Below are 19,226 nucleotides of genomic sequence, written 5' to 3' on the forward strand. Positions count from 1 at the left end.
ACAGGTGCAAAGCCGAATATCGGTCGGCATAGCCCTTTTTTATTGTTGGTGAGGTTCGCCCCAGGAGCGGGCTCGCAACGAAACTACTGTATGCCACAGTAAAAAAACAAGTTGATTTTTTACTGTAGGTAAATTTCTATAGGTGAATAACAACAACGCCGAAACCCGCCTTTCGGCTCCAGCCTGCCGGAGTATCCGTACCATGCCGAGCCCGACCCCAGTTTATGCGCACCTGTTCGAACCCTTGCAGATCCGTGGCAAACGCCTGAAAAACCGCATCATGTCCAGCGGTCATGACACCTCGATGCCCACCGACAATCTGGTCAACGAACAGCTGATCGCCTATCACCGGGCGCGCGCTGAAGGTGGGGTCGGGCTGATCGTGCTGCAAGTGGCCGGTGTGCATGACAGCGCGCGGTACACCTCCCATGTGCTGATGGCCACCGACGATGCCTGCATCGATGGCTACCGGAAAATCGCGCAAACCTGCCACGCTCACGGCACCTTGGTGCTGTCGCAGGTGTTCCATCCGGGGCGGGAGATCATGGAGTCCAGCGATGGCCTGCTGGCCGTGGCCTACTCCGCTTCGGCGGTGCCCAATGAACGTTTCCGGGTGATGCCGCGCGCACTGGATCAGCCGATGATCGACGAGATTGTCGCCGGTTATTCCGCTGCCGCCCGGCGTCTGCATCAGGCCGGGATCGATGGCGTCGAAGTGGTCGCCAGTCACGGCTACCTGCCTGCGCAATTCATCAACCCCCGGGTCAACCGCCGAACCGACGGCTACAACGGTGAGCTGGAACAGCGTCTGCGCTTCCTGCGCGAAGTCATCGCCGCGATACGAGCCAGCACTGACGAGCAGTTCATCATCGGCCTGCGCATCTCCGCCGACGAGCGCGACCCGGAAGGCCTGACCGAAAACGAATCCCTGGCTGCCGTGCAATTGCTGCAACCACAACTGGATTACGTGCACATCGTCGCCGGCACCTCAGCGTCACTGGGGGGCGCGGTGCACATTGTGCCGCCGATGGCGATTGAAGCGGCATACCTGGCCAAAGAGGCTGGCACCTTCAAGGCCGGATTGAGCATTCCACTGTTCGTCACCGGGCGCATCAATCAACCCCAGGAAGCCGAACTGATTCTGGCCCGGGGTCAGGCCGATGTGTGCGGCATGACCCGGGCGTTGATCTGCGACCCGCAAATGCCCAACAAGACCAATGCCGGCCGCGCCGAAGACGTGCGCGCCTGCATCGCCTGCAATCAGGCGTGCATCGGGCACTTTCACAAAGGTTTGCCAATTTCCTGCATCCAGCATCCTGAAACCGGTCGCGAGTTGATCTTTGGAGCGCGGCAACCGGCGCCGGCACGCAAGCGCATCATGATTGCCGGCGGTGGTCCGGCCGGGATGAAAGCCGCTGCGGTGGCGGCGCAATGCGGGCATGACGTGACGCTGTACGAAGCCAGTTCACAACTTGGCGGCCAAGTGCTGTTGGCGCAATTGCTGCCACGGCGCAGCGAATTCGGTGGCGCGAGCACCAATCTGCAACGGGAAATGGAATTGGCCGGCGTACGAGTAGTGCGCAACACCCGGGTCGACCGGGCATTGGTGGAACGGGAAAAACCGGAGATGGTGATTGTTGCCACGGGTGCCGAGCCATATTGGCCGGCGTTCGAACGCGGGGGTGAATTGCAGGTGGTGGATGCCTGGCAGGTGCTGCGCGACGAAGTGCAAATCGGCCGTTCGGTGGTGGTGGTCGATTGGCGTTGCGACTGGATCGGCCCCGGCATAGCCGAGCGTCTGACCCGTGCCGGCCATCAAGTGCAACTGGCGGTCAATGGCACCCATTGCGGGGAAAACCTGCCGCTGTATGTGCGTGACCAACTGGCCGGTGAGCTGCACAGACTGGGCATTCCCATCATCCCCTACGCGCGGCTGTACGGTTGTGACGACAACACCGTTTACTTGCAACACACCGCCAGTGGCGAACCCATGTTGCTGGAAAATATCGACACGCTTGTGTTGTGTCAGGGTCATCAACCAGTGGATACACTTGGCGCGGAACTGCAAGGCCTGGTGGAATTTCGACGCATCGGCGATTGCCTGGCGCCGCGCACCGCCGAAGAAGCGATTTATGAGGGTTTGAAAGTCGCTTGGGCGCTTTAAGCCCGTTTATACTCCGGGGCTTTTACCCTGTTGGAGCGAGCTTGCTCGCGATGCTCCCTAATGCGTGCTTACTGGTTGAACGCGGCGTCGGTGAGTCTATCGCGAGCAAGCTCGCTCCTACGGGGTTCACGTTCGACCCGGTTCGGAACTCACCATGAGCAACAATAGCAATACACCGCCCACAACCGGCACCGCCGAACCGCACTTTCTGGGCACGCGGATTCGCGGCCTGCGCAAACGCCGGGGCATGACCCTGGCGAAACTGGCGCAATTGAGTGAGCTGACAGCGGGCTACATCAGCCAACTGGAACGCAACCTCGCTTACCCGTCTATTCCGGCGCTGTTCAACATTGCCCGTAGCCTCGGTGTGACCATCCAGTGGTTCTTCGCCAGCGAAGCCAACACCGCCCCCGAGGACGATGGCGTAGTGGTGCGCAAAAACAGTCGTCTGAGCGTGCATTACGAAGACGGCATCGTCGACCAGCTCCTGACCCCACCACCCAACCGGCAACTGGAAATGCTCCACTCGCGCTTTCCGCCCGGCACCTACAGCCAGCAAAGCTACAGCCACGAAGGCGAAGAAGCCGGTTACTTGCTGTCCGGCAGTTTCGAATTGTGGGTCGGCGAGCGCTACTTCCAGCTCAACGAAGGCGACAGCTTCAGCTTTTCCAGCCAGGAACCGCACCGCTACGGCAACCCTGGCGAGGTGGATGCGGTGGTGATCTGGGTGATTACCCCGCCAACGTTCTAACGGAGATTGACGACTTGAAGTGCCGTGTCCTCGACCTGTTCGACCTCGACGCCGGGACCGCGCTGCGCTGGGGTGAACCCGGCCCATCGGCCACCGGCCATTTCGCAACAACCAAGGAGCGCACGAGTACTCATACCCTCGCCTACTTTTGTTATTCACGCCGCACTTGGGGTTGCGACACGAGCAGTGCGAATAAACAAGGCGCGCACTTTCTCCCAGAAATTTCCCCCTAATACAAAAAAGCTGCCGATCAGCATGACATCACCCAGCGCTTGAGCTTGCCAGAGGTTGGGCCTGAGTCCAGGCCAAATGCTGTCGACGTAGGGTTCAAGAAAGGAGGAAATTAGCGGCACAAAGAACATAACAATGCCTATTCTGTGACGCCATGGGCCCACTTCGACTTCCGTGCTAGGAGCAAGTGAGGACACATATCCGAACAGGCTGCGTTTTAACTGTTGGAATCCGGCTTTGCCCATCACCGCAATAACGATGATCAACAGGACTTTGTTGCTGATGAACAGCACACCAGTCAGTGCAGCGATCTTTGAACCCGCCACATCCGCTGCCGCAGCAAGTGGCACCAACAGCCAGGAGCCCAGCATCAAGCAGATGATGGCTATGCCCAACTTAAAGCGCCAGCCAGCTGAATGGGCTTCAACGACACCCGGGGTGTTATTCATAATCGTCGTACCTTTTTAACCGATTGCAGTAGATTTGATGGCGCTTAAAAAGCGTAGCAGCCATGTGCCCATTTGGACGGCTATGCTCCAGTGATGTTTGTTGGTCGGGAAATGCGTAATGCCTCCAGGTACAACCCTGCTGAATTGGCCAGGCCGGCTCGTGCTGCTTGGCTTACTAGGCCTCAATGGCTGCGTACGACTTGGGCCGGACTTCCAGCCGCCCAGCGAAGAATGGGTCAAACACTGGACCACCCCTGCCCTCGAGCAATCCAGCCAGCGCAGCCTGAACCCGGACATTCGTCAGTGGTGGCAAGTCTTCGCCGATCCGGTCCTCAATCATTTGATAGCCGAGTCGGATGCACGCAACTCCAGCCTCAAAATCGCTGGCCTGCGCGTCATCGAAGCCCGTGCCCAACTCGGCATTGCTCAAAGCGGTCTTTACCCGCAACTGCAGCAAGCCAGTGTCGACAGTCTTTACTTTAACCGCAGGCAATCTGGCGGGACCAATCCGCAAGACAGCCATTTCTGGCAGCACAGCGCGGGGTTCGACGTGGGTTGGGAGCTGGACTTCTGGGGCCGCTTCAGTCGAGCCATCGAGTCGTCCGATGCCAGCTACTTCGCCGCCCAGGCCAACTATGAAGACGTACTCGTCCTGCTGCGCGCGCAAGTGGCCGATACCTATTTCTCACTGCGCACCACCGAAGCCCGTTTACGCGTCGCCCAGGAAAACGCCAAACAGCAAAAGCGCAACTTCGAGATCACCGAGAAGCTCTTCAACAGTGGCCAAACTGCCGAGCTCGACCTGCAACAAGCCAGAACCCAGTACCTGGGCACGTTGAGCACCATCCCCAACTTCGAAGATCAGCTTCAGCGCACCCGAAATGCGTTGGCCGTGCTAATCGGCCAGCCGCCCGGCGCATTGCCGCAACTGGTCGAGAACGTGGGATTGATCCCGCTGGTCGACCGTGCAGTGTTGCAAGATGTACCGGCCAATTTGCTGCTGCGTCGGCCCGACGTGCGCGCCGCCGAGCTTAATGTCGCCGCTCAGTCAGCACTGATCGGTGTGGCCGAGAGCGATTTCTATCCGTCGCTGACCTTGCTCGGCAGCATCGTCTGGTCCACCGACACGCTCAGTGGCACGCCTCGGAGTCTGGATTTGATCGGCGGCCCCAGTCTGCGTTGGAATCTGTTCGATCACGGCCAGATCAGCAACAACGTGCGCGTGCAGGATGCGCGGTTGCAGCAACTGATCGAGGCTTACCGCGACAAGGTTCGCCAGGCGGCACGCGAGGCAGACGATGCGGCCTATGGCCTGATCAAATCCCTGGAGCGCGAAAGGATCCTGCGTGAGGCCGAAGTGGCGGCCAAACGTTCGCTGGTGTTGGCCAGCGCGCAATATCGCGAAGGTTATTCAGACTTCCAGAGGGTGCTGGATGCGCAGCGTGCCTTGCTCGAACAACAGGACAATTATCTGGTCGCCCGCAGCAATGCCGTCAGTAACGTCATTGCCTTGTACAAAGCCGTGGGCGGTGGCTGGTACAGCGCCCAGCCGAAAGTTGATCCAGCCACCCGCCAGCAAATGGAAAAACGCACCGACTGGGGCGATCTGCTGGAAGAGCCCAGCACTGCACAGCCTGCCATTCCAATGTCTTACAAGGTAAAAGACCAATGAGTGAAACCGTCCCTTCCTCGTCCGAGCCCCCAGCAGTCGCCCAGGCACCAGCAACGGCTGCCGACCCGGCGAAAAAAGGCATCAAGTGGGTGCTGTTACTGATCCTCCTGAGCCTGACCTGGTACCTGTTGGCGGATCGTTTCACACCCTATACACAGCAGGCCCGGGTGGGTGCCTTTGTGATTCCCGTTGCCTCGGAAGTGGCGGGCCGCGTGATCCGGGTGAGCGTGCGCAACAACCAGGACGTCAAGGCTGGCGAAATCCTGTTCGAGGTGGACCCGCAGCCGTACCAGATTGCCGTCGACCGTGCACGTGCCGACCTTGAATCGACCCGCCGACAGATCGGTGCGAGCACCGCTGGAATAGCCTCGGCCCAAGCCAATCTGCGGGCCGCCCAGGCCAATGAGCTCAAGGCGCGCCAGGACAATCAGCGACTCGAAGGTTTGTATCGCGAAGACCCGGGCACCATTTCCGTACGCCTGCTCGAAGTGTCTCGCGCCAACCGCGAACAGGCTGTGAGTCAGGTCGCCGCTGCCCGCGCCGAAGTGCAGCGCGCGCGTGAGCAGGAAGGTGGCAGCGAGGAAGACAACGCCTTGCTGCGCAGCGCCGCCACGGCGTTGTCCAAAGCCGAACTGGATCTGTCCAACACGCAGATTCGCGCTCGCTCGGCCGGGCTGATCACGGATCTGCGCACTGACGCTGGGCAATTCGCCGCTGCCGGTAGCCCGGTCATGACCCTGATCGCCATTCATGATGTGTGGATCAGTGCGGACATGACCGAGAACAACCTCGGTCTGGTAAAGCTCGACACGCCCGTTTCGATTGTTCTGGATGCTCTGCCGGGCGAGGTCTTCGAGGGGCGCGTACGCAGTGTCGGTTACGGCGTCAGCGTGGGGCAAACACCCCCGCCTGGAACCTTGCCCAGCGTGCAGAACAGCCGCGATTGGTTGCGTCCGGCCCAGCGTTTTCCAGTCGTTATCGAGTTTTCACCTGACTCATTGAACACGTTGCGTGTCAGTCGGGGGATCCGTGCCGGTGGGCAGGCCGAAGTCATGGCCTTCCCCACCGAGGGCAATCCGCTGAACCCACTCGGTCGAGTGTTTGTGGGGTTCATGAGTTGGCTGAGCTATGCCTATTAAGGGTATGTCGTCTCAGCGCACGCCACGGAATCAACGCGCACTGCGTCTGGCCACTGGCACGGCGTTGAGCCTCACCGCGAGTTTCGGCCTCGGCTTGCCGATTCCCTTTATGGCGCCGGTGCTTTGCCTGCTATTGCTGGCCTCGGTCAATCGCCCGCTGCCGTTCAAGGCAGGACTGGTTCTCGCACTGGCCGCCATGTTGACCACCGGCATTGGCCTGCTATTGATCCCGGTCCTGCGTTATTACCCCGTCAGCGGCGTGCTATTGATCAGCGTCGGTCTGTTCCTTGCCTTCCGCTATGGCCTGCGCGGCGGCAACACCTTGATCATGACCTTCCTGGTGATTGGCCTGACCATGATTTCCTCGGCCGGTATCGCCGAATACGATCTGGCAGCGATGGTCATCGGCGCACTGGTCAAGGGTTTGCTGCTTGCCGTTATCGTCGTGGCGTTCAGTCATGGGCTATTTCCGGATCCACCCAATGCACCTTCCCCGCCGGCTGCTCCACGTCTGCCGGCAGAAGAAGTCAGTCGGATTGCGCTGCGTGCCACCCTGATCGTGCTGCCGGCATTCCTGCTGGCGCTGATCGACCCGGCCGGTTATCTGCCGATCATCCTGAAGGCCGTCGGCCTGGGACAGCAAAGCTCCACGACGAACGCCCGCAACGCCGGTCGCGAGTTGCTCGGCTCAACCTTGCTTGCAGGCCTGCTGGCGATCCTGTTCTGGAGTGCGCTCAGCCTGTTTGTGCATCTGTGGATGTTCTTTCTGTGGATGCTGCTGTTCGGCCTGGTGATGGCGCGCAAGCTATATGCCCTGAGCCCGACGCGGTTTACCCCGGGGTTTTGGCTCAATACCCTGATCACGCTGATCATCCTGTTGGGTCAGTCGGTACAGGACAGCGCAGCAGGCAAAGACGTTTACACAGCATTCGCCATCCGCATGGGCTTGTTCATTCTCGTGACGCTGTATGCCTGCCTGATGGTTCATCTGCTCGATCAACGGCAGGAAAGTGCTCAAGGGTTAACCTGATATCCCTTACCCTGCAGGCAACTGGTATAGGCCGTTGAACTGGTCGCAGCACTGGTTTTATCTTGCGCCCGGCGTTCCTGACGCTGACGCGAGCCTCCGACGACCGCGCCGGCCACGGCGGTTTCTTTGGCGCGATTCTGCCGATAGTCCTGCTTCACGTCATCGTCGACACGATCATAGAACTCGTCATGTTGACGTCCCCGCACCTGCGCCCCCGCCGCACCGGCGGCAGCGCCCGCCGCGGCCCCCTTCAGCCTTCCACCGCTAGCAGGCGGTGCAGTCGAGGCGCTCTGACCGGCCGCGATGTTGTGGCATTCGGTCATGTCCGTTTGAGTTTGTTGCGAACTCTGCCCTTTCATCGGCACGACCGTTTCCGCCCACCCCTGGGTCCAGGAAACCGACAGTGAGATGCACAGGCTAATGGATGACAACCTTTTCATGATGACCTCCGACAGGGGCCCGGCACTCTGTAAGCACACTGGGTCGATAAGACAGACCGCTCAATACGTCACACCTCGTGATCCTGAGCGCGGTTTAGCATAAAAGATTGTAGATCACCCCTTCTCACCCGCTCCCCTTCCCTCTTCCTCCGTATCGCAGAACTATTTTTCGCGCCTGCACACGCCATGACCTAACCTGAATGGCTAAAGCCGCTGGAGGCATGCCTATGCGTCCTGCATTGAAATTACTCATATTCGTTGTGTTCGCGCTGATGGGAGCGAACATCCGCGAACTGTCGGCGGACGAACTACCCAACACGTCAAGCAACAGTGAGGCCAGCGCTACCGCTACGGTGTCAAAAAGCGATCTGGAAGAACTGCAACTAAGGCTGGACACTCTTAAGCAGAAGGCCTCACTGACCAGTAACTACACACAGTTGATAGGCTTTCAGGACAACGTTCAGTTGCTCCTCAGTGATGCGGACAAGTTGGCGGCGGTGTTACTTCCCGAGCAAGCGCAATTGCAAGCGCAACTCAGTGTACTCGGCACGGCATCCGCCACCAGCGAGGCCATGGAAAAGTCCGATCTGGTGAAACAAAGGTCTTATCTCACTGCACAAAAAGACAAAGTGGATGGCGACCTCAAGATACTGCAGGCCATCAAAGAAGGCGCTACTAACCTCATCACTCAGATTGCCAGCATGCGGCGTACCCAACTGGAAACCGAACTGGCCCAGCGCACAGCCAGCTTCCTCAACCCCCGGTTCTGGTTACCGCTGTTTTCTCCACTGGAGGAGGATAAAAATCGTCTGAGGTTTGTGATCGATCAGTCCAACAGTGTCATTCAGTCCGCCTGGCAACCCGGCCGGCGTGCCGCGACCGCGACGTTGTTATTGCTGGCCCTGGCCTTCTGGACGCTGGGGCGAAGACTGGCTGAACGTGGTTTGACATGGGTCTGCATCCATCGAGTACCGGAAGGTCGCCTGCGCAGAAGTTCATTGGCGATAGCGACGGTAGTTGCCACGATGTTGAGCGCTGGTTGCGCAATACAGCTCATCTCCGCTGCCGCTACCCGGTTTGAAGCATTGCCGCAGCCACTGCAAGGATACTTTGACGATGTCGAGAAAGTTGCTTACGCCTGCGCTCTGATTATCGGTTTGAGTCGGGCGCTGCTGTCTAAACGCAATCCCTCATGGCGGCTGCCTGGCATCGCCGATGAAGTGGCACTTGCAATCAACCCATTTCCGGCGCTGCTGGCCGGATCAATGCTGATACTTATCTCGCTGGTACAAGTCACCAATGCGACAGGTATGAGTACGCAAGTGGTTCTCTTCAGCCGGGGCGTCGTTTCATTAGTCGTCATCATGATTATCGGTGCGCTATTGCTACGCGTCAGTAGAACCCGCCGAGCGATGGTCATTGCCGGGGAACACCCTGAGTCAGGTACTACGCTGGCGGGGCTGATATATACCGGCGTCAGTATCGCCATGTTGATCTCGATTTTTGGCCTGCTGGTCGGTTACATCTCCCTGGCCCGATTCATCACTTACGAAATTGTCTGGCTCTACATCGTTATTGCCAGCTTCTATTTGCTGACGCAGTTGTTCAGGGACTCGTGCGATTACCTGTTTTCGCCAAAGCACCCCAGCGGCAAAACGATCAAACAGCTGCTGGGTATCGGCGACGTACGGCTTGAACAAATCGAGGTTGTCGTGGCGGGTATTGGCAGAGCGGCCTTACTGTTGATTGCCGCGATTACAACGATTGTTGGCGGGATTGGAGCGACCTTTGGCCAACTGACTGACAGGGTTTCAGCGATCCTCGGCGGCGATGGCCTGCGCAAGCTGAACATCATTCCGGGCAATCTGTTGAATGCGTTCCTCGCGCTGTTGATCGGTATTTACCTGATTCGATCGCTGCGCAGATGGCTGGATAACGAGTTCCTGCCGAAAACCGATATGGACCCCGGCATGGGTGCATCGCTGAGTACCCTGTTCAGTAATATCGGCTACGTACTGGTCATTCTGCTGGCGTTGTCTTCGTTGGGCGTCCAATGGACGAATCTGGCCTGGATCGTCAGTGCGTTGTCAGTGGGGATCGGCTTCGGCCTGCAAGAGATCGTCAAGAACTTCGTGTCCGGGTTGATCCTGCTCACCGAGCGTCCGGTCAAGGTCGGCGACCTGATCAGCATCAGCGGGGTCGAAGGCGATATCCGACGGATCAATGTCAGGGCCACCGAGATACAGCTCAGTGACCGCTCGATCGTGATCGTGCCCAACTCGCAGCTTATTTCCCAGAACCTGCGCAATGTGACCATGGGCGGCAGCGCCCAAGGGGTGGCCACCCTCGAGCTGGTGTTCCCTCTGGATATCGACCCCGAACAAGTCAAAACCCTGCTGTACACCGCCTATCAAGAGCATGAAACCATCCTCGACAAACCCGCCCCCGTTGTCCGTTTCAGCAATCTGAGCCCTGATGGCATCACCTTGACCATCACCGGCTATGTCAGCAGCCCAAGAATTGTCAGCACGACCAAGAGCGATCTGCTTTTTGAGATCCTGAAGCGATTGAGTGCGGCCGGCATTGAATTGGCCAAGCCTGTTCCTCCCGCGTAATGCCCATCTGAGGTGGCCCACGGCTTACCCGCGACCTGCTGCGCTACAGGGTTTGCGGGCGAGCGTCTGACTGGGAAGTTCGTTGAACAACGCGCGATAACTGCTGGAAAAACGCCCCAAATGCCAGAACGACCAGTGCATCGCCACTTCGGCAACGGTGGTATCCATCGCTGTGCGGCTGAGCAACTCGCGGCGTGCGCTGTTGAGTCGGCGCAAGCGCAGCCAATGGGTCGGGGTCATCCCTGTATAGGCTTTGAACGCATGCTGCAACTGCCGCAGTGAAACCCCGGCGACTTGTGAAAGCTCAAGCAGATTCAGGGTGTCTTCCGGCGCATCAGCCGCCCATTCACCAATGCGTTTCATCACAGCGCGCTCTTCGGCGCGGCGCTGTAAACCGCCGCGATCAAGGCAAACACACGCGTTGTCGAGGATGTACAGGCAGTCTTCCAGCAACTGCTGGGTCAACGCGTCCCTGCTCGGCGGATCGAGCGTCTGCGCCAGTCGGGTCAATGTCCCGCTGAGCCAGCGGCTGAACAACGCGTTCTGCCCCGAATTCAGTGGCGCCATGAACAGGCCTTCGAGCCTGGCCACGTTCAAACCGTGACGCTGCACGAACTCCGGACCGAACACCACGGCGATTTCCTGGTAGTTCTCCGGGGTGATCCAGATGTTGCGGCTTTCGCCATTCAACACGTACAGCGCGTTGTCGCTGCGATCGAAACAGAACGCCAGCGAGCCTTCGGGCGCGCTGAAATTCTGCTCGACCCGCGTGTTCATCTGTTCCTCGTAAATCTCCACGCCTTGCAGGTCCAGGTAGCGCACGCGCCCGGCGAAATGCCCCGGTGACATTTGCTGGTAATGCTGCACCCAACCCGGCGTGGCGCGGATTTGCTCGGCGACATCGGCGGTGTTGAACGCTTGGACTTGCAGGGGATTGCACGTTGTCATGGGTGACCTTACGCACTCGTTTGGTGCGTTTTGGTGCTGCTGAAAGTGGATAGATGGAACGTCAAGGCTCGCCCAAGATAGTCGTCAACGCGCCACAGGGGAAGTGTGTGGTGGATGAAACCAGCCTCCCCGGCGTTAATAAAACCAATAACGAGGTCTTTATGAATGTCCCTTTCGATCAGTTGCTCACGTGGCTGAAAGATCACAAGATTACCGAAGTCGAGTGTGTGGTCAGCGACTTGACCGGCATCGCACGCGGCAAAATTGCACCCACCAACAAGTTCCTGCATGAGCGAGGCATGCGCCTGCCGGAAAGTGTGCTTTTGCAAACGGTAACCGGGGACTTTGTCGACGACGACATCTACTACGACCTGCTCGACCCGGCCGACATCGACATGGTGTGCAAGCCCGTCTCCGATGCGGTGTACGTGATCCCATGGGCCATCGAGCCCACCGCCATCGTGATTCACGACACCTTCGACAAGTTCGGCAACCCGATCGAACTGTCACCGCGCAACGTGCTGAAAAAAGTCCTGCAGCTGTACACCGACAAAGGCTGGCGGCCGATTGTCGCGCCGGAAATGGAGTTCTACCTGACCCAGCGCTGCGAAGATCCGGACTTGCCGCTCAAGGCACCGCTGGGGCGTTCGGGCCGTGCGGAAAGTGGCCGTCAGTCTTTTTCCATCGACGCCGCCAACGAATTCGATCCGCTGTTTGAAGACGTGTACGACTGGTGCGAGCTTCAAGGCCTGGACCTCGATACCTTGATCCACGAAGACGGCCCGGCGCAGATGGAAATCAACTTCCGTCACGGCGACGCACTGGACCTGGCCGACCAGATCACTGTGTTCAAGCGCACCCTGCGCGAAGCGGCGCTCAAGCACAACGTCACCGCAACCTTCATGGCCAAACCGATTGGCGATGAACCCGGCAGCGCCATGCATATCCACCAGAGCGTCGTCGACATCGCCACCGGCCAGCCGATCTTTGCCAATGCCGACGGGCAGATGAGCGAGCTGTTCCTGCACCACATCGGCGGCCTGCAAAAGTACATCCCCAAAGTGCTGCCGATGTTTGCGCCGAACGTCAATTCGTTCCGCCGCTTCCTGCCGGACACTTCGGCACCGGTGAACGTGGAATGGGGCGAAGAAAACCGTACCGTGGGCCTGCGTGTGCCGACTTCAACGCCGGACGCGATGCGCGTGGAAAACCGTTTGCCGGGCGCCGATGCCAACCCTTATCTGGCGATCGCTGCGAGCCTGTTGTGCGGGTATCTGGGTATGGTCGAGCGCATAGAACCGAGCGCTGCGGTCCAGGGCCGTGCGTACGAACGTCGCAACTTGCGCCTGCCGATCACCATCGAAGACGCCCTGACGCAGATGGAAGAATGCGAAACCATCGGGCGTTATCTGGGTAGCAAATTCGTCCGCGGATATGTCGCGGTCAAGCGCGCCGAACACGAGAACTTCAAACGCGTGATCAGCTCCTGGGAGCGAGAGTTCCTGCTGCTCAGCGTTTGAGATCTGCGCTGCCCGTGAGGGCCTCATCGCGAGCAGGCTCGCTCCCACAGGGGAATGCATTCCAAATGTGGGAGCGAGCCGGCTCCGGGCGGCGTTCCGACGAAGGCGGCCGTCAGAACACCAAAAAACGCCTGAAAAATCCAACAATTAGAAGAGGTGTCGTATGCGTCTATTGAAATCCGTGGTGCCGGTCGCACTGGCGTTATTGTTCAGCGCCGTTGCGCAGGCTAAGCCAACGGTCAGCGTCTACAACTGGACCGATTACATCGGCGAGACCACCCTCGCCGACTTCCAGGCGAAAAGCGGGATCAAGGTGATCTACGACGTGTTCGACTCCAACGAAACCCTGGAGGGCAAATTGCTCGCTGGTCGCACCGGGTATGACGTGGTGGTGCCGTCCAACCACTTCCTCGCTCGCCAGGTAAAGGCCGGCGCGTTCCTGAAACTCGATCGTTCGCAACTGCCCAACTTCAAGAACCTCGACCCGAAACTGTTGGCGCTGCTGGAGAAAAACGATCCGGGCAACGAACACTCGGTCCCCTACCTGTGGGGCACTAACGGCATCGGCTACAACGTCGACAAGGTCAAGCAAGTGCTCGGCATTGACCGCATCGACTCCTGGGCGGTGTTTTTCGAACCGGAGAACCTGAAGAAACTCAGCCAGTGCGGCGTGTCGATGATGGATTCGGCCGATGAAGTGTTCCCGGCCGTGCTCAATTACATGGGCATGGACCCGCGCAGCGAAAACCCTGAAGACTTCAAAAAGGCTGAAGCGAAGCTGTTGACCATCCGCCCTTACATCACCTACTTCCACTCCTCGAAGTACGTTTCAGATTTGGCCAACGGCGACATCTGCGTGGCTTTCGGTTACTCGGGTGACGTGTTCCAGGCCGCGAACCGGGCCAAGGAAGCCAAGAACGGCGTGAACATCGCCTACGCGATTCCCAAGGAAGGCAGTAACTTGTGGTTCGACCTGTTGGCGATTCCCGCAGATGCCAGCAACCAGAAAGAGGCGCATGCTTTCATCAATTACCTGCTCGATCCGCAAGTGATTGCCAAGGTCAGTGAGTCAGTCGGTTACGCCAACCCCAACCCGGCGTCCAAGCACGACATGGACCCTGAGCTGGTCAACAACCCTGAGGTTTATCCGCCCCAGGCAGTCCTCGACAAGCTCTACATTTCGACCACCCCGCCCCAGGCGATCATGCGTTTGATGACCCGTTCCTGGAGCAAAGTGAAGTCCAACCAATGAACCAGTACAGCAACGAACATGCTCGCTCCTATTACGCGGCGTCAGCCAATGGAATGGCGCCCTACCCCACACTGGCCGAGAACCTTGAAGCCGACGTCTGTGTGATCGGCGGCGGTTTTACCGGCGTTAACACCGCGATCGAACTGGCGCAGCGCGGGCTCTCGGTGATTTTGCTGGAGGGCCGACGGATCGGCTGGGGCGCCAGCGGGCGCAACGGCGGGCAGTTGATCCGCGGTATCGGCCATGACGTCAGCGGTTTTGCCCGTCATGTCGGTGAAGAAGGCGTGCGCTACCTTGAGCGTGCGGGTGTCGAATCGGTTGCGCTTGTGGGCAGCCGCATTCGTGAGCACGGGATTGATTGCGACCTGCGCTGGGGATTCTGTGAACTGGCCAACACGTCGGCGCAATTCACTGCATTGAAGGCTGAGCAAGAAGGTCTGACCGAATCCGGTTACGCCCATGAAACACGCCTCGTCGGACCGGATCAGATCCGTCAGCAGGTGGTGAACTCAGGCGTGTATGCCGGTGGTCTGGTCGACATGGGCTCGGGTCATTTGCATCCGCTCAATCTGGTGCTCGGTGAAGCGCGGCTAGCCGAATCTCTCGGCGTACGGATCTTCGAACAGAGCCCGGTGCTGGAGTTGATCCATGGCAGCACGGCGCAGGTTCGCTGTGCCGGCGGCACGGTGCGCGCCGGCAGTCTGGTGCTGGCGTGCAACGCGCACCTGGAAGAACTCGAACCGAAACTGAGCGGCAAGGTCCTTCCGGCGGGCAGCTACATCATCGCCACCGAGCCGTTGGCACCCGACGTTGCAGCGCAGTTGATCCCGCATAACCTGGCGCTCTGCGACCAGAAAGTCGGTCTGGATTACTATCGGCTCTCGGCAGACCGACGCTTGCTGTTCGGCGGGGCCTGTCATTATTCCGGGCGTGATCCGGCGGACATCGAAGCTTATATGCGCCCGCACATGCTCAAGGTCTTCCCGCAACTGGCCAACGTGCGCATCGACTATCAATGGGGCGGCATGATTGGCATCAGCGCCAATCGCTTCCCCCAGGTTGGGCGCTTGAGCCAGCACCCTAATGTGTTTTACGCCCAGGGCTACTCCGGTCATGGCCTGAACGTGACCCACTGGTGCGCGAAGCTGTTGGGCGAAGCGATCCACGTCGGACACAGTCAGGGCTTTGACGTGTTCAGCGCGGTGCCGCACATGACCTTTCCCGGCGGGCCGATGCTGCGTTCCCCGCTACTGGCGCTCGGGATGTTCTGGTATCGCCTGCGCGAACTGCTCGGCTGACCGCCCCCTACAGGATCACCGTCCGTCCGCATCCCATTGAATAACCTTTTAATTTGCTCAATTGCGAGGTCCTTCTATATTGAGGGAGTGCTCTGACTTCCCTGCGTCCTGGCGAGTGCAGCCTATGGCTACGACTGACCCACTGATCATCTGCGAGCACTGCGACTGCGTGTATCAAAAAGTCACGCTCGCCAAACATCAAAAAACCCTGTGTACGCGCTGCGGCGGCGTGCTTCAGCGCTATAACGGTCTGACGGTGGAGCAACGTCTGGCGTTGACCTTCACCGCGTTGATGCTGTGGATTTTCGCCAACTTCTATCCCGTCATGAGCATCAGCCTCAAAGGCCTTAAAAACAGCGCAACACTCTGGGATTCGGTGCTGGCCCTGAGTCTGGGGCCGATCACGTTCATCGCCATGGTGGCGGCGATCGCGATAATCATCGCGCCGATTTTCCAGCTGTTGCTGCTTATCTGGGTCCTGAGCTTCGCCCTCGCCCACCAGCGCTCGCCCGGCTTCAGGTTCTGCATGCGCTGGCTGGAAACCCTCAGGCCCTGGAGCATGCTGGAGGTCTGTCTGCTGGGGGCGATGGTCGCGGTCATCAAACTCGCCGGATTGCTGGATGTGCTGCCCGGCATCGGCCTGTTTGCCCTGGCCATTCTCAGTCTGATGATGATCCGCATCGCCGGACGCGACATCCGTGATCTATGGGACATCTTATGAACAGGCCTCCGGTGGCGAGTGAACTCAACCTGTGCCTGTGTCATAGCTGCGGCCTGGCCTGTGACATGACCGATGAACCTCACGAATGCACACGGTGCGGCGCGCCGCTGCATCGGCGCAAAACCAACTCACTGGCCCGGACCTGGGCCTACATGTTCACTGCCCTGGCGTTTTATGTCCCGGCCAATCTGCTGCCAGTGATGAACACCCAGATGGTCGGCAACGGCGCCGATAGCACGATCATGAGCGGTGTACTGGAGTTCTGGCAGCACGGCGCCTGGGACATTGCCCTGATTATTTTTATCGCCAGCATCGCGGTGCCGGGCATCAAGTTCGTCGCCCTGACGCTGTTACTGGTGACCGTTCAGCGCGACAGCCAATGGGCGAATAAGCAACGGTCAACGCTGTACCGTTTCGTCGAGCTCATTGGTTACTGGTCGATGCTCGATGTGATCGTGGTCGCCCTGGTGGCCTCACTGGTGAAGTTTCAAGCCCTGGCCGATATCGAACCGCGCCCGGGCATTCTGTTTTTTGGCCTGGTGGTGGTCTTCACCATGCTGTCGGCGATGAGTTTCGACCCACGCCTGATCTGGGATAAAGAGCGGAAAAATCCGCAAAACGAGGAGGTCATGGATGAAGTCGCAAGCCACTGACGGGCCGCAAGCCCCTGGGCAGGCCCCTGTCAAGACCACCCGCCGCTTCAGCGTTTCGCTGGTGTGGATCGTGCCGATCGTCGCGGTGCTGGTGGGGATTTCCCTGGTCGTACACACCATCATGCAGGAAGGTCCGACCATTACCGTCACGTTCAAAACCGGTAGCGGCCTGACGGCCAACAAGACCGAAGTGAAGTACCGCAACGTGGTGATCGGCCATGTCTCGGACGTGGAGTTGAGCAACGATCAGAAGAGCGTCAACGCCACCATCAAACTGTCCAAGCAGGCGGAAAGTTTCACCCGCGAAGACTCGCAATTCTGGGTCGTGCGCCCGCGTATTGGCGCCGGCGGGGTGTCGGGTATCGATACCTTGCTGTCCGGGGATTACATTGGCGCCGACATCGGCCAGGCCAACGCTCGTGCAAAAAACTTTATCGGCCTGGAAAACCCGCCGCCGATTACCTATGGTGAGCCGGGCAAACGTTTCACTCTGCACACCCAGGATCTCGGTTCGCTGGACATTGGCTCTCCGGTTTATTACCGCAAGATTCCGGTGGGTCAAGTGGTGGCCTATGCCCTGGACGCCGACGGCAAAGGGGTCAACATTGAAGTGTTCATCCACGCGCCCAACGATGCCTACGTCACTGAAAACACCCGCTTCTGGAACGCCAGCGGGATCGACGTGAACGTCGGCGCCAACGGCTTCTCGGTGAAAACAGAATCGCTGTCATCGATCCTGGTGGGCGGCATCGCCTTCCGCGCTCCGGAATACAGCCCCAACGATCAACCGGCTACCGAGGACAAAACTTACGACCTGTTCGAAGACCAGCTAACCGCCCTCGCCCCGCCCAGTGGCAAGGGGCAATTCTTGAGTTTGCGTTTCGATCAGGCCTTGCGCGGGCTGAGGGTCGGCGCGCCGGTGGAATTCCTTGGCATCGAGTTCGGCAAAGTCGTGTCGGTCGTTTTGGATTTCGACGTGAAAAAGCGCAGTTTCCCGGTCAATGTCGGCATCGTGATCTACCCGCAACGCCTCGGCCAGGCACACATCAAAATGCTCGAGGTCTTGAAGCACGACCCCAACGACGAAGCCGCAGGCGTACGCCTGATCGGCAGTTTCATCGACAACGGTCTGCGGGCCCAGGCCCGTAGCGGCAACCTGTTGACCGGTCAGCTCTACATCGCGCTCGACTTCTACCCCAAAGCGGAGAAAGTCGCATTCGATCCGACCGCCCGCCCAGTCTCTATCCCGACCGTTCCTGGCAGCCTCGAACAATTGCAGGAAAAACTGGAGGGCATGGTCAACAAGATCAACCAACTGCCGATCGAGCGCATCGCTGGCAACCTTGACAGCAACCTCGTCGAACTGCGCAAAGGTCTGGTGCAATTCAACGCCAAGACCCTGCCCGGCGTGCAGACCACCATGGCGGATGTCAGCAAGACGCTGCAATCGGCCAGTTCGACCTTGGCCGAAGACTCGCCGCAACGCGAACAATTAGGTCAGACCCTCGACGAACTCGGGCGCATGTCGCGCTCCTTGCGTGAACTCTCGGATTACCTGGGACGGCATCCGGAATCACTGATTCGCGGTCGTCCCGACAATGCCGCGCCGATCGACCTGCAAGGGCCGCCGCGCAAATGACCACAGGAGCACACTCATGGTTTATCCGCTGAAAATCAGCTTGGTCACTGCATTGTTGCTACTCGCCGCTTGCCGCGGTGATCCGATTCAATTCCACACCCTGACCCCGGCTCAACCGAGCGGCAATTCAAGGACCAGTGCTGCGGAGATCCAGATCGAGGGCATCAGCGTGCCGCCCCAGGTCGATCGTCCGCAGATCGTCATTCGCCAGGGCAACAGTGGCATGGCGATCCTCGAGACCGAGTGGTGGGGTGCAAGTCTGGTGGATGAATTGCGCAGCGCCCTGGTCGATCAAATGGTCAACAGCAATCCTCGACGCAACGTATCGGTGCGGCTGGACGTGCAGCGGTTTGATTCGATTCCCGGTCAATATGCGTTGATCGACGTCAAGTGGCGCCTGCGCAATCTGAGCGAAGGTGATGCGGCGCTACTCACCTGCCGCAGCACTTTGCAGACGCCTTCAGGGCCGTCCATCGATGAGCTGGTGGCGGCTCAACAAAACAACGTCAAACGCCTGGCCGCGCTTATCAGCCAGGCCGCGGGCGGAACACAAAAAGGGTGTCCATCGGCTTAATTAAGCCATAACGCGATCCGTAGCAGCAGGCTTCGCCGGCTGCTACATTTTGACGCTTTTTTCTCATTTGGCACTTTACATTTGCCGCGTCTCAAACATGCAAATGATTCGTATTGATCTACACTGATCG

16 protein-coding genes are annotated in these 19,226 nt (G+C 59.0%); 13 read left to right on the forward strand and 3 right to left on the reverse strand.

The window, feature by feature from the left end:
* Window positions 1-202 precede the first annotated feature (202 nt).
* Window positions 203-2,164, forward strand: coding sequence for an oxidoreductase (locus ACYZUA_RS17395; protein WP_461959851.1), 1,962 nt, complete (start codon window positions 203-205; stop codon window positions 2,162-2,164).
* 154 nt (window positions 2,165-2,318) lie between these two features.
* Window positions 2,319-2,915: a cupin domain-containing protein gene (locus ACYZUA_RS17400; RefSeq protein ID WP_461959852.1), complete on the forward strand. Its 597-nt coding sequence runs from the start codon at window positions 2,319-2,321 to the stop codon at window positions 2,913-2,915.
* A 155-nt stretch (window positions 2,916-3,070) separates the two neighbouring features.
* On the opposite strand, the gene ACYZUA_RS17405 is transcribed toward ACYZUA_RS17400, so the two are convergent.
* Window positions 3,071-3,595: a transporter suffix domain-containing protein gene (locus tag ACYZUA_RS17405; protein WP_461959853.1), complete on the reverse strand. Its 525-nt coding sequence runs from the start codon at window positions 3,593-3,595 to the stop codon at window positions 3,071-3,073.
* Window positions 3,596-3,713: 118 nt separating this feature from the next.
* Between ACYZUA_RS17405 and ACYZUA_RS17410 the strand changes: the two genes are divergently transcribed.
* The 3 genes from ACYZUA_RS17410 to ACYZUA_RS17420 are packed head-to-tail and all read left to right on the forward strand — an operon-like array spanning window position 3,714 to window position 7,436.
* Complete coding sequence (locus ACYZUA_RS17410) at window positions 3,714-5,267, forward strand: efflux transporter outer membrane subunit (protein WP_461959854.1); 1,554 nt, start codon at window positions 3,714-3,716, stop codon at window positions 5,265-5,267.
* Complete coding sequence (locus ACYZUA_RS17415; protein ID WP_461959855.1) at window positions 5,264-6,406, forward strand: HlyD family secretion protein; 1,143 nt, start codon at window positions 5,264-5,266, stop codon at window positions 6,404-6,406. Before ACYZUA_RS17410 ends, ACYZUA_RS17415 begins: the two co-directional genes overlap by 4 nt.
* Window positions 6,396-7,436: a DUF2955 domain-containing protein gene (locus tag ACYZUA_RS17420; RefSeq protein WP_461959856.1), complete on the forward strand. Its 1,041-nt coding sequence runs from the start codon at window positions 6,396-6,398 to the stop codon at window positions 7,434-7,436. The genes ACYZUA_RS17415 and ACYZUA_RS17420 overlap by 11 nt, the downstream gene beginning before the upstream one ends.
* On the opposite strand, the gene ACYZUA_RS17425 is transcribed toward ACYZUA_RS17420, so the two are convergent.
* Window positions 7,421-7,876, reverse strand: coding sequence for a hypothetical protein (locus ACYZUA_RS17425; RefSeq protein ID WP_461959857.1), 456 nt, complete (start codon window positions 7,874-7,876; stop codon window positions 7,421-7,423). The genes ACYZUA_RS17420 and ACYZUA_RS17425 overlap by 16 nt on opposite strands.
* A gap of 227 nt (window positions 7,877-8,103) precedes the next feature.
* On the opposite strand from ACYZUA_RS17425, the gene ACYZUA_RS17430 reads away from it, so the two are divergent.
* Window positions 8,104-10,491, forward strand: coding sequence for a DUF3772 domain-containing protein (locus ACYZUA_RS17430; RefSeq protein ID WP_461959858.1), 2,388 nt, complete (start codon window positions 8,104-8,106; stop codon window positions 10,489-10,491).
* Between the two features lie 24 nt (window positions 10,492-10,515).
* Here the strand turns inward: ACYZUA_RS17430 and ACYZUA_RS17435 are convergent, their stop codons facing one another.
* On the reverse strand, window positions 10,516-11,439 hold the full coding sequence (locus tag ACYZUA_RS17435) for a helix-turn-helix domain-containing protein (protein ID WP_461959859.1): 924 nt from the start codon (window positions 11,437-11,439) through the stop codon (window positions 10,516-10,518).
* 161 nt (window positions 11,440-11,600) lie between these two features.
* On the opposite strand from ACYZUA_RS17435, the gene ACYZUA_RS17440 reads away from it, so the two are divergent.
* The 7 genes from ACYZUA_RS17440 (at window position 11,601) to ACYZUA_RS17470 (ending at window position 19,096) form a co-directional block, all read left to right on the forward strand.
* Window positions 11,601-12,959 (forward strand): glutamine synthetase family protein, encoded by a 1,359-nt coding sequence (locus ACYZUA_RS17440; protein WP_461959860.1) that lies wholly within the window; start codon window positions 11,601-11,603, stop codon window positions 12,957-12,959.
* Window positions 12,960-13,122: 163 nt separating this feature from the next.
* Window positions 13,123-14,211: a polyamine ABC transporter substrate-binding protein gene (locus tag ACYZUA_RS17445; protein WP_461959861.1), complete on the forward strand. Its 1,089-nt coding sequence runs from the start codon at window positions 13,123-13,125 to the stop codon at window positions 14,209-14,211.
* Window positions 14,208-15,509, forward strand: coding sequence for an NAD(P)/FAD-dependent oxidoreductase (locus tag ACYZUA_RS17450; RefSeq protein ID WP_461959862.1), 1,302 nt, complete (start codon window positions 14,208-14,210; stop codon window positions 15,507-15,509). Before ACYZUA_RS17445 ends, ACYZUA_RS17450 begins: the two co-directional genes overlap by 4 nt.
* A 124-nt stretch (window positions 15,510-15,633) precedes the next feature.
* Window positions 15,634-16,230 (forward strand): paraquat-inducible protein A, encoded by a 597-nt coding sequence (locus ACYZUA_RS17455; RefSeq protein WP_461959863.1) that lies wholly within the window; start codon window positions 15,634-15,636, stop codon window positions 16,228-16,230.
* Window positions 16,227-16,883: a paraquat-inducible protein A gene (locus ACYZUA_RS17460; RefSeq protein ID WP_461959864.1), complete on the forward strand. Its 657-nt coding sequence runs from the start codon at window positions 16,227-16,229 to the stop codon at window positions 16,881-16,883. Before ACYZUA_RS17455 ends, ACYZUA_RS17460 begins: the two co-directional genes overlap by 4 nt.
* On the forward strand, window positions 16,864-18,522 hold the full coding sequence (locus tag ACYZUA_RS17465) for a PqiB family protein (RefSeq protein WP_461959865.1): 1,659 nt from the start codon (window positions 16,864-16,866) through the stop codon (window positions 18,520-18,522). Before ACYZUA_RS17460 ends, ACYZUA_RS17465 begins: the two co-directional genes overlap by 20 nt.
* A gap of 16 nt (window positions 18,523-18,538) precedes the next feature.
* On the forward strand, window positions 18,539-19,096 hold the full coding sequence (locus tag ACYZUA_RS17470) for a PqiC family protein (protein WP_461959866.1): 558 nt from the start codon (window positions 18,539-18,541) through the stop codon (window positions 19,094-19,096).
* Window positions 19,097-19,226 lie beyond the last annotated feature (130 nt).

This window comes from Pseudomonas sp. LS2P72, assembly GCF_054897865.1.